At 44.0% G+C, this 11158-nt stretch carries 11 protein-coding genes; 7 read left to right on the top strand and 4 right to left on the bottom strand.

Annotation, left to right across the window (positions count from 1 at the left end; genetic code table 11):
- Nucleotides 1-84 precede the first annotated feature (84 nt).
- The 4 genes from FHQ30_RS09005 to lsrR all read right to left on the bottom strand — a co-directional run bounded on the left by FHQ30_RS09005 (nucleotide 85) and on the right by lsrR (nucleotide 4282).
- On the bottom strand, nucleotides 85-594 hold the full coding sequence (locus FHQ30_RS09005; RefSeq protein WP_442805683.1) for a SprT family zinc-dependent metalloprotease: 510 nt from the start codon (nucleotides 592-594) through the stop codon (nucleotides 85-87).
- A gap of 15 nt (nucleotides 595-609) precedes the next feature.
- A complete protein-coding gene (locus tag FHQ30_RS09000; protein WP_139611556.1) occupies nucleotides 610-1443 on the bottom strand; it encodes a class II glutamine amidotransferase in 834 nt (277 codons plus the stop codon).
- A gap of 151 nt (nucleotides 1444-1594) precedes the next feature.
- Nucleotides 1595-3172, bottom strand: coding sequence for an autoinducer-2 kinase (gene lsrK / locus FHQ30_RS08995; RefSeq protein ID WP_267963834.1), 1578 nt, complete (start codon nucleotides 3170-3172; stop codon nucleotides 1595-1597).
- A 147-nt stretch (nucleotides 3173-3319) separates the two neighbouring features.
- Nucleotides 3320-4282, bottom strand: coding sequence for a transcriptional regulator LsrR (lsrR, locus tag FHQ30_RS08990; RefSeq protein WP_139611555.1), 963 nt, complete (start codon nucleotides 4280-4282; stop codon nucleotides 3320-3322).
- A 249-nt stretch (nucleotides 4283-4531) separates the two neighbouring features.
- Here lsrR and lsrA point away from each other — a divergent pair, with 249 nt between their 5' ends.
- The 7 genes from lsrA (at nucleotide 4532) to FHQ30_RS08955 (ending at nucleotide 11022) form a co-directional block, all read left to right on the top strand.
- The gene (gene lsrA / locus FHQ30_RS08985; protein ID WP_139611554.1) at nucleotides 4532-6052 is read left to right on the top strand and encodes an autoinducer 2 ABC transporter ATP-binding protein LsrA; all 1521 of its coding nucleotides are present in this window, start codon (nucleotides 4532-4534) and stop codon (nucleotides 6050-6052) included.
- Nucleotides 6053-6071: 19 nt separating this feature from the next.
- Nucleotides 6072-7073: an autoinducer 2 ABC transporter permease LsrC gene (gene lsrC / locus FHQ30_RS08980; RefSeq protein WP_139611553.1), complete on the top strand. Its 1002-nt coding sequence runs from the start codon at nucleotides 6072-6074 to the stop codon at nucleotides 7071-7073.
- A gap of 10 nt (nucleotides 7074-7083) precedes the next feature.
- Nucleotides 7084-8109 carry an autoinducer 2 ABC transporter permease LsrD gene (lsrD, locus tag FHQ30_RS08975; RefSeq protein ID WP_139611552.1) on the top strand — a complete coding sequence of 342 codons (1026 nt, stop codon included), beginning with the start codon at nucleotides 7084-7086 and terminating at the stop codon, nucleotides 8107-8109.
- A gap of 53 nt (nucleotides 8110-8162) precedes the next feature.
- The gene (lsrB, locus tag FHQ30_RS08970; protein ID WP_139611551.1) at nucleotides 8163-9182 is read left to right on the top strand and encodes an autoinducer 2 ABC transporter substrate-binding protein LsrB; all 1020 of its coding nucleotides are present in this window, start codon (nucleotides 8163-8165) and stop codon (nucleotides 9180-9182) included.
- A 27-nt stretch (nucleotides 9183-9209) separates the two neighbouring features.
- On the top strand, nucleotides 9210-10088 hold the full coding sequence (gene lsrF, locus FHQ30_RS08965; protein ID WP_139611550.1) for a 3-hydroxy-5-phosphonooxypentane-2,4-dione thiolase: 879 nt from the start codon (nucleotides 9210-9212) through the stop codon (nucleotides 10086-10088).
- An 81-nt stretch (nucleotides 10089-10169) separates the two neighbouring features.
- On the top strand, nucleotides 10170-10493 hold the full coding sequence (gene lsrG, locus FHQ30_RS08960; RefSeq protein WP_139611549.1) for a (4S)-4-hydroxy-5-phosphonooxypentane-2,3-dione isomerase: 324 nt from the start codon (nucleotides 10170-10172) through the stop codon (nucleotides 10491-10493).
- The gene (locus FHQ30_RS08955) at nucleotides 10480-11022 is read left to right on the top strand and encodes a beta/alpha barrel domain-containing protein (protein WP_139611548.1); all 543 of its coding nucleotides are present in this window, start codon (nucleotides 10480-10482) and stop codon (nucleotides 11020-11022) included. The genes lsrG and FHQ30_RS08955 overlap by 14 nt, the downstream gene beginning before the upstream one ends.
- The last annotated feature ends 136 nt before the right edge of the window (nucleotides 11023-11158 follow it).

The following is an 11158-nucleotide window of genomic DNA, read 5'->3' as shown; positions in this document are numbered from 1 at the left end:
AGGATGTTCGGGTTGTACCATGGGATTGTACCTTAGGATTTCTTCGCCGATCAAGGGGGAAGCAAACTATCACCGCACCAGTTTCTACGCATCTTCTTCCAGTAAAACACCTTTACACACCCGACAATGATAACGCACTTTATTGCGTAGGATATTATTGTGGCGGCGCACGCTGAGCTGGTGGGTTTGGCAGTCGCAGCGGTAAGCAACGGTTTTGCCTTGCACACGTTGCACATCAAATTGGTGGCAGGTGTCGGCTGGCAGCTTAAACAGGTTTTGCATCACAAATTGCCACTCTTTGCCGTGCGGTTGCACCCGCCCGGAGACTTGGTACACAATTAAATGCGCCAGTTCGTGTGGCACGACTTGGCGCAAAAATTCCTCACTGTTTTCCAACAGCAAAGTGCGGTTCAGGCGGATTTCATTTTGTTGCAGATAAGCAACGCCGGCTTTCACGCCACGCAGGTTAAAATTAAATTCTGGCATGACAAAAGTGCGCTTGAAATGCTGTTCGGCGAGAGCCAAACAGGCACGTAAGCGGCGACTGATTTGCAGATTAAGGTGGCGCAGTTGTTGCTGCTCGTTGGATAAAATTGACATAAAGTGCGGTTACACAGCCTGACGTGCCATTTCCAACCCTTTCGCTTCGGTCGGGTAATACGGATTGGGAGGCGTGTGGCGCAGTAAAATGTCGCCGTCTTGAAACAGCGCCAATTCATTGACTGCCAATTGTTGCCAATTTTCATTATCGGTCAACGGCAACGTGGCGATGACCGCCACCCGATCATTCGGCGTGGTGACCGAAGCAAAATCAATTTGCACGTCATCATCAACCAATTTCGCCTCGCCAAACGGTGCTTTACGCACGATATAATGTAGCAACGAACCAGTGTGGGTGATTAGCCACTCACCATTGGAGAGCAGAAAATTCAGCAAACCGTATTGACGCAATTGCTGTGCGATATTGTCCACTTCGCTAAAAATTTGCTCGACACTTGGCGAGTAATCAAATTTCTGGCGTAAGGTTTCCAGCAAATAGCAAAACGCCGCTTCCGAATCGGTCGTGCCGACCGGGCGGTAATATTGCCCCTCATTTGGTTGAAAGCCTTTCAAATTGCCATTGTGAGCAAACAGCCAATATTGCCCCCACATCTCACGCATAAACGGATGGGTATTCGCCAATAAAATCGGCCCCTGCGTCGCCTTGCGGATATGCGCAATCACATTTTTCGACTGAATCGGATAGTTACGCACCAAATCCGCCACCGGTGAGGTGGCGCTGGCTTTGTCGTCGTGAAACAAACGCACGCCCTTGTTCTCAAAAAAACCGATCCCAAATCCGTCCGCATGCGAATCGGTTAACCCGCCACGACAACGGAAACCCTCAAACGAAAACACAATATCGGTCGGGGTGTTGCAGTTCATACCGAGGAGTTGGCACATGGTTTTTCCTTAGGTCATGGTTTTGGGGGATTATGAGCTAAGTGTATATAACGGCTGAGATAATGTAAAACAATCTCGTGTTCTAAATTAGATTGTTAGGTTATAAATGGAAAAATATCAGCCCGTCAATGACAGACCACCAATGACAGCCCTATAATCCGGGCGCTTTCCAAAGCGAGGTGGTGAGGTCGGAATCGACTAACAGCAGCTGTTGATGGTAAATTTCTATCCACTTCTTTTTATGGGCTTGATAAATGGCGTGATTTTGTTGGTCGGGCTGATGCTGCCGTTCGAATTTGACCAATTTTTTACCGGCTGCGGATAGAGAAGAGTAAATTCCCACGCCGACACCGGCAGCGATGGCACAGCCAAGTGCGGTTGCCTCTTTCACAACAGGAATATTAACCGTTAATCCGGTGACATCGGCTAAAATTTGGCTCCAAAGCTGGCCTTTAGCGCCACCACCGGCAAAAACGACAGAACTCAGTTTAACCCCTGAAAATTTTTGCACTTGATCTAAATTACAGGATGAAACAATCGCGGCATTCTCCTCCAACGCGCGGAACAGTGCTGCTTTATTGCATTTGGCGGAGTCCAAAGAGAGATTAATAAAAGAAGGCGAAGCGTGATACCAAGATTTAAAATGCATCGCATCCGAGAACACCGGCACAATGTCATTGGAACCGACCGGTACCCGAGCTGCCATTTGTTCTAATAATGTGTAGGTATCGATGCCCAGTTGCTCGGCAAGGTGTTTTTCCGCTTCACAAAAAGCATCTCGGAACCAGCGCATGGTTAACCCGGTGAAAAAGCTGATCGATTCGGCTTGCACCAGTGGCGGAATAACATGCGGATTAACACGGATATTCATCTCAGGATCGGTTTTTGCTTCAGGTAAATTGACCACCTGCTGCCAGAAAGTGCCGCCGATAATCGCTGCTTGTGAAGCTTCGGTGATGCCGAGTCCGACACAACCCAGTTGGACATCACCACCACCGACAACCACGCACGTTTCGGTGCTAAGCCCGGTTGCTGCTGCAATCTCTGACCGCACTTTACCTAATAAGCTTCCGGTTTCTTTCACGGCTGGCAAAATATCTGAGTTTAAGCCGACCGCCTCTAACAAATCCGGTTGCCAATTTCGGTTTTTCAGATTTAGCAGACCAGTGGTGCCGGCGTTTGACGGCTCTACCACCAGTTCACCGCTCAACATAAATGCCAGCCAGTCACTAATCATGCTGATGGCATGAACTTGGGCATAAAGTTCCGGCTGATGTTTCGACAGCCACAATAAACGGGGAATCGCACTTAATGCTAAGGTTTGTCCTGAGATATCATACACTTTTTTCTCAAAAGTGCGGTCATTTAGCATTTTTAATGCTTTAACTTCCTCGACCGCTCTGGCATCAACATTGCCGCACGCCCAAATAGCACGCTGTTGTTGGTCATAAAGTACGATCCCCTCACGCATTGAGCAGGTTGAAACCGCTATAATTTGTGCAGCGTCTATGTTGGCGCGCTGGATTGACTGTTTAATACATTCACTGGCAAGTTCCCAATTAGGCTGTAAATCAAAATTCATTGATCCTGGAATTTGCGGATCGGCTAAATGTGTCCACTCTTTTTGTGCCGAGCTGATTTGGTTGCCTTGCAAATCAAAAATAACCGCTCTTACACTTCCGGTTCCGGCATCTAAAGCCATGAGATAATGATTTGAGTTGCTATCCATTTGATTTCCTCCAAGTGAATGAAATAAATGTATAGGCGTTTGATTTTAAAATAATACCGTGTTAACTCAAGCTGGTTGCTTTATCTTAAACTTAAATGCCTACAGTTTTTAACGCCATTATTTTTAATGCCATTATTTTTAATGCCATCATACAATTTGCGCCAAAATCATTTTTGCTGTCTTCTCCTCGGTCACGAGGGAATTGATATATTTTCCGTTTAAAGCGCTTAAAATCGCATCGACTTTGTTCTCGCCGCCGGCAATTCCGATAACGGTCGGTATTTTGACTAATTTTTCTAACGGCAGGCTGATCAGTTCATCGTGCAATGGGATATCGGGCTGTAATGTGCCGTCATGCTGCATAAAATAGCCGAGAATATCACCAATAGCACCTTTGGAACGTAATTCTTGTTGCCCTTCTTCATTGATATAACCAGAACGAATCAAGGTGGCTTGCCCTTTTTGCTGGGTAGAACCTATCCCGACAATCGCCACATCGGCGGCACCGGCGGCAAGCATAATATCGCGGACACAGGCTTCTCGTTTAAATAGTCTTGCGGCTTCAACTGAGGAGGCTCTTAATGGCGCCGGAATGATGCTGATACTGCAAGAACCGTCCAATTCTCCGATGCCTTTCATATATGGACCAACACCGCCGGAAAGCGTAATTAATTTCAACTGATTACTGGTGATAAATTCGTTGCAGTATTTGATGGTCTGCATAATTGTTTCACCAAAACCGATTGCCATCAGTTGATTCGGCTTCATCAGCGACATCAACATCTGCGAAGCACCGATCCCTAACCGGGTATTAATTTCGTGTTGTTCCAATGCCGGTAAGACCCGAATATGCTTGAGATGAAAATATTGTTGCAGCGCTTCCTCTAATTCCAAGCAGCCTGTAAAGCGTGAGTTGATTTGCACTTTTATCACGCCAAGTTGTCGTCCTTTTTCTAGTAAACGCGACACTTTCAATCTGGGGATATCGAGCCGTTTGCCGATTTCTCCTTGGGTCAGATTATCGTGGTAGTAAAACCATGCGATTCTGGCCAGCATCTCCTCTTCAGTCATGCTGTGTAGAATATGTTCCGCTTCTTTTACTCGGCTCATCTCAAGTTTCCTTATACTGGTTTAACGTATTATTCATATGATTTTATTTTTATCAATTGTTCATTTTGTTTTTATTGCATAACCGTGATTGAGATCACAGATAACGCTTAAATCAGATTTTTAGCTTATTTTACACTAAATCGATCTATTTTTTGTGATATTGATCACTGTTATTTAAATTTTTATCTGATAGCTTAATGAACAAATGAAAAATAAAAATATATTTGTTCATTTATTTGGTGGGGAGTTATGGAAAACAGATCTTCAGAAAAAAGATTATTACTGAGAACACAAGATGTCAGTAAGTCATTTTCCGGCGTTGAAGTTTTAAAAGACATCGACTTTGAGCTGTATTCCGGACAAGTTCATGCGCTTTTGGGCGGAAACGGGGCGGGAAAATCGACCTTGATGAAAATCATTGCCGGCATTCAGCCGCAAGACTGTGGTGCAATTGAGATCAACGGTCAGCTACAAAGTTCGTTATCACCGAGCAAAGCGCATCAGTTAGGCATCTATCTGGTGCCGCAAGAACCGCTGCTGTTTCCGAATCTCAGTGTGAAAGAGAATATTTTATTTGGTTTGAAAGCCAATCAGCAGAGTGAAAACAAAGTAAATTTGTTGCTGCAAGAGTTGAATTCACATCTGAAATTGGAGATGCAGGCTGGATTATTGGAGGTGGCGGATCAACAGCTGGTTGAAATTATGCGCGGATTAATGCGCGATGCCTCTATTTTGATTTTAGACGAGCCTACTGCGTCTTTAACCCCGGTCGAAACCGAAAGCTTGTTTAAAAAGATCCACTCGCTATTGGCAAAGGGCGTCGGAATTGTCTTTATCTCGCATAAGTTACCGGAAGTTTGGCGAATTTCAGATGTGATCAGTGTGATGCGTGACGGCTATATTGCGCTCAGTGGGGCAACAAACACGCTGAATCGAGAGGCTGTGATTGCAGCGATTACACCAAAATCCAAATCAGCCCATTTAAGCGAAGCACAAAAACTCTGGTTGGAATTACCGGGACATAATCGAGTCAAAACTACCGATGTGCCGATTTTACAAGTGAAAAATTTGACCGGCGAAGGGTTTAAAAATATTAGTTTTGAAATTTACCCCGGCGAGATTTTAGGCTTGGCAGGAGTTGTTGGCGCAGGCAGAACCGAGTTGGCAGAGACTTTATATGGTTTGCGTAAAGAGAAAAACGGAGAAATTATTTTTGATAATCACACAATAAATCCGTTTGGCATCAAACAGCGGTTGCAACAGGGAATTGTTTATTTGCCTGAAGATCGGCAGGCTTCGGGACTGTATTTAGATGCACCACTTTCTTGGAATACCTGTGGTTTGACTTATACCCAGATGGGATTTTGGCTTAATCAAGCGAAAGAAGAGGCGATTTTAGAGCGTTATCACAGAGCAATCGGCATTAAATTTAACCACCCTTCGCAGTTGGTCAGAACATTATCCGGCGGCAATCAGCAAAAAATTCTGATTGCGAAATGTCTGGAAGCCGATCCGGCGTTATTAATTATTGATGAACCTACTCGTGGGGTTGATATTGGCGCGAGGGCGGATATTTATCAATTAATAAAAAATATAGCCAAGCAAAATGTGGCTGTTTTATTTATCTCTTCCGATTTAGAGGAAATTGAGCAGATGTCGGATCGGGTTTTCGTGATGCACGATGGGGAAATTGGATCGGCGTTAACCGGGAAAAATATTAATTCAGATAATATTATGCACATGGCATTCAGTGGCCAGACCGCACTTTAATCAATAAAAGGATTTTATTATGTGGAAGTTTATACAAAATAACCGTGAGTTGACTATTGTATTCGCTATCCTGTTTTTATTTCTGTTATTAATAATGTGGAGTGACAGTCGTTTTAATTTGCAAACGGTGACAATGATATTTACCTCTGCGCAAATCGTGATGCTACTGTCAATCGGGGCGAGCTTTGTTATTTTAACTCGAAATATTGATGTGTCGGTCGGCTCAATTATGGGATTGTGTGCGGTTATTATGGGCAGTTTGCTTAATTTAGGTTATGAACTGAGCGTTGCTTTTATGTGCACAATATTATGCGGCTTTTTAGCCGGATTATTTAATGGTGTTTTGGTGACAATATTACGGATCCCTGCCATTGTCGCTACATTAGGCACGTTAGGTTTATATAAAGGTATTATGTTGTTATTAACCGGCGGTAAATGGATTGAGGGGTTGCCACAAGAACTAAAATCGTTATCGGAACCAATGTTATTAAATATTTCCCCCATCGGTTGGTTATTAATTCTCTTAATTATCGCAGCTTATATTCTGTTGACTAAAGTGCGGTTAGGCAGAAATTTTTATGCGGTCGGCGATAATTTACAAGGCGCATTACAGCTTGGTGTGAACGTTAATTTAATTAGAATATCAGCCTTTGCCATTAATGGTATCACCGCTGCGTTAGCTGGCATTGTGTTTGCCGCACAAATAGGATTTGTCCCCAATTCAACGGGGAACGGGCTGGAGATGAAAGCCATTGCAGCTTGTGTATTAGGCGGCATTAGTTTATTGGGCGGTTCGGGCAATATTATCGGTGCAATATTAGGTGCTTATTTTTTAATTGAGATTGATACGATTCTAGTGTTATTAAAAGTGCCGGCATATTGGAATAATTTTGTGGCAGGTATTGTGTTGTTAGCAGTTTTAGTATTTGACGGACGTATTCGAATCATGATCGAAAAAAATATTAAATCACAACGTTATGCTCGTTTTCTGAAAGATGATCTCACCCAAAATAAATTATAGGGCAGATGATATGTTGAAACTAAAAAGCAATATCAGAAAATATGGTTGGGAAACCGCACTTTTTTGCCTGTTGATCATCGAAATATTAGGCTTTGGAATGTTGAATCCCAGAATGCTGGATATGAATGTTTTGCTGTATAGCACCAGCGATTTTATTTATATCGGTATGTTGGCGTTGCCGTTAACCATGATTATTGTCAGTGGCGGTATCGATATCTCTTTTGGTTCGACGGTTGGTTTATGTGCCATTTTTCTCGGCGTTTTGTTTAAAGCCGATATCTCCTTGTTTATTGCGATTCCATTAACGCTGATATTGGGCGGAATATGTGGTTTGTTTAATGCCGGATTAATTATTTATACCAAAGTCAACCCACTCGTCATCACGTTGGGCACCATGTATCTCTATGGCGGCGGTGCATTACTGTTATCCGGCTTTGCCGGTGCAACCGGCTACGAAGGCATTGGTGGTTTTCCGGATAGTTTGCTGGAATTTGCCAACCAAACCCTGTTTGGAATTCCGACACCGATTATTTATTTTCTGATTATGTCGGTTATGTTTTGGTTGTTAATGCATAAAACAACCGTGGGCAGAAGCACTTTTCTGATTGGTCAAAGTGAAAGAACTGCACGTTACAGCGCGGTGCCCGTGAATAAAACGCTGTTTACTATCTATTCGGCAATCGGCTTGGTGGCAGCATTTGTTGCGATTTTACTGGTTTCCTATTTTGGTTCTGCCCGTTCGGATTTAGGCAGTTCGTTATTAATGCCGGTGTTAACCGCAGTGGTATTGGGTGGTGCGAATATCTACGGCGGTTCGGGTTCTATTCTCGGCACGGCAATCGCTGCGTTATTAATAGGTTATTTACAGCAAGGGTTACAGATGATTGGCATTCCCAATGAAATATCCAGCGCGTTATCAGGCGCACTTTTGATTATTGTGTTAATTGGGAAGTCCGTCAGTTTGCATTACGGCGCAATGCGTTATTGGATTCGTCGCAAAATCGGAAAGTCGGTGATTCATCATCACCAACCATAAAGGAGCATACTGATATGCAGTATGTTTTATAAAACTCAAGCAGGAGAACACTTATGAAACATTTACTTATGAAATCAACCGCACTTGCAGTGGCGTTAGGCTTATCTGCAATCAGTACCGCCAATGCTGCCGATCGTATTGCTTTTATTCCTAAGTTGGTTGGCGTGGGGTATTTCACCAGTGGCGGACAAGGTGCGGTTGAAATGGGAAAAACGTTGGGTGTGGATGTGACTTATGACGGACCGACGGAACCGAGTGTTTCTAACCAAGTGCAATTGATTAATAACTTTGTTAATCAAGGCTATAACGCAATTGTGGTTGCAGCGGTTTCCCCAGACGGTTTGTGTTCTACGCTGCAACGGGCGATGAAGCGCGGAGTAAAAGTGCTCACTTGGGATTCAGATACCAATCCGGAATGCCGTAGTTACTATATTAACCAAGGCACACCAACCCAACTAGGTTCGATGTTGGTTGAAATGGCGTCCAGCCAAATTACCAAACCGAAAGCCAGAGTGGCGTTTTTCTATTCCAGCCCGACGGTGACCGATCAGAATCAATGGGTAAAAGTGGCGAAAGAAAAAATTGCAGCGGAGCATCCGGAGTGGGAAATCGTCACGACTCAATTCGGCTATAACGACGCCATTAAGTCGCTACAAACGGCAGAAGGTATTTTGAAAGCCTACCCGGATTTAGATGCAATTATCGCGCCGGATGCCAATGCGCTACCGGCGGCGGCACAAGCAGCAGAAAATCTTAAACGTGAAGGTGTGACGATTGTCGGATTCAGTACTCCAAATGTGATGCGGCCTTATGTGAAGCGCGGTACGGTGAAACAGTTCGGGTTATGGGACGTGGTACAGCAAGGCAAAATTTCAGTTGCGGTGGCAAATGACGTACTGAAAGGCAAATCCCTAAAAGTGGGTGATAAATTAGATATTCCGGGGGTAGGAATGGTCGAGGTATCGCCAAACAGTGTACAGGGTTATGACTATGAAGCGGCAGATAACGGTATTGTTGTGTTACCGCAACGGGTGGTATTTACCGCAGAAAATATTGATAACTACAATTTCTAATCGTTTGGACATTAACAGGAGATAAACATGGCAGATTTAGATGATATCAGAGATGGTAAAGACTTTGGTGTGGACAGACCACAGAGCAATAAAGCATTTTACATGAAAGGACTTGGTGCTTTGGACTGGGGAATGCAGTCGCGTTTGGCGAATATATTTCATCCCAAAACCGGCAAAACCATTATGTTGGCATTTGATCACGGCTATTTTCAAGGACCGACAACTGGTTTGGAGCGGATTGATTTGAATATCGCACCGTTGTTTGAATATACTGATGTGTTGATGTGTACCCGCGGAATTTTACGCAGCGTTGTGCCGCCGGACACCGGCAAACCTGTAGTGTTGCGGGCATCTGGAGCTAATTCGATTTTAACCGAGCTTTCCAATGAGGCGGTTGCGGTCTGTGTGGAAGATGCGGTGCGGTTGAATGTGTCGGCAATGGCAGCTCAGGTTTATATCGGAACCGAACATGAACACCAATCGATTAAGAATATTATTCAATTGGTGGATAGTGGCATGCGTTATGGCATCCCGACCATGGCAGTCACCGGGGTCGGAAAAGACATGGTGAGAGATCAACGCTATTTTTCATTAGCTACCCGTATAGCGGCAGAAATGGGCGCGCATGTAATCAAAACCTATTATGTTGAGAAAGGGTTTGAACGTGTTACGGCAGGTTGTCCGGTGCCAATTGTGATTGCCGGCGGTAAAAAACTTCCTGAACAAGAAGCATTGGAGATGTGCTACCAAGCGATTGATCAGGGGGCAGCTGGTGTGGATATGGGGCGCAATATTTTTCAATCGGATGCGCCGATTGCGATGTTAAAAGCGGTGCATGCGGTTGTACATGGCGGGGAAAACGCAGCAACAGCTTATCAACTTTATCTCAGTGAAAAAAATAAATAACGATCAATCGAGCCTAATGGCAGGTGTCGCAACGCTTGCCATTATATCGTTATCTAAGTTTGGTATATTTAGGAGCCTACTATGTTTGCTATGTTGGTGGAAATCAATATCAAAGAAGGAAAAGAGCAAGCTTTTTTAGATGTTTTTGCGGCAAACCATTATGGAACTCGGAAAGAGCCCGGTAATTTGCGGTTTGATGTGTTGCAGGATCCGGAAGTTAAAACCCGATTTTATGCCTATGAGGTGTATAAAAATGAGGCTGCTTTGCAAGCGCACCGGCAAACGGCTCATTATCATCAATGTGTCAAAGAGTTGGAACCGCTGATGACCGATTCCAGAAGTAAAAAAGTCTTTAATTGGATTTTGCCGCAAGATCTTAGCGATGAAGTAAATGAAAAAAAGTAAATCACAAGTTATTCAAGCGATGAAATCTCAACCCCTTAGCGTTGGGATTCTCTCTTCAAACTGGTTGGAATTAAAGCAAAATTTATCTATTTTACAGAATAATCGGCTTAAATTGCTGCATTTTGATCTGGCGGACGGACAATTTTCACCGCTGTTTACGGTAGGCGCCGGGGCGATAAAGCAATTTCCGGATCTCTTCTATAAAGATGTGCATTTGATGGTGAAAAATCAGTGTGAACTGGCGAAAACCTGTGTGGCAAATGGGGCGGATATTGTGACATTACAGCTCGAAGGTGATGGTGATTTAGCGGCGGCATTGGCATGGTTAAATGCGCAAAGTGCGGTTGAAGAACAGCAGCCTGTTTTGGGCGGGCTCAGCTTATGCCCCGACACCGATCTATCACAATTAGCACCTTACTTGGATCAGGTTGATGTAATCCAAGTGCTGACCTTAGATCCGCGAAGCGGCAAAAAAGCGGATGAGTTTTCCGTGCTGACGCGAATTAAATCCATAATTAGGGTCTGTTGATCTTTGTTTATAATTTGAGCTATAGACTATTTTTCGTCAATACAAGGCAAAAGTCGTGAAGTTTAGTGATTCTAAACGAACGGCTTTTAACGCCGCTGTAGTAGCGAAAAGTAATGGCAAAAAAGAGGCATAGTCC

The sequence above is a fragment of the Testudinibacter sp. 'clade 2' genome (assembly GCF_006227735.1).
GTDB lineage: Bacteria > Pseudomonadota > Gammaproteobacteria > Enterobacterales > Pasteurellaceae > Chelonobacter.
The sequence above is the reverse complement of the archived record's forward strand: the minus strand, read 5'-3'. Positions and strand labels throughout refer to the sequence as shown.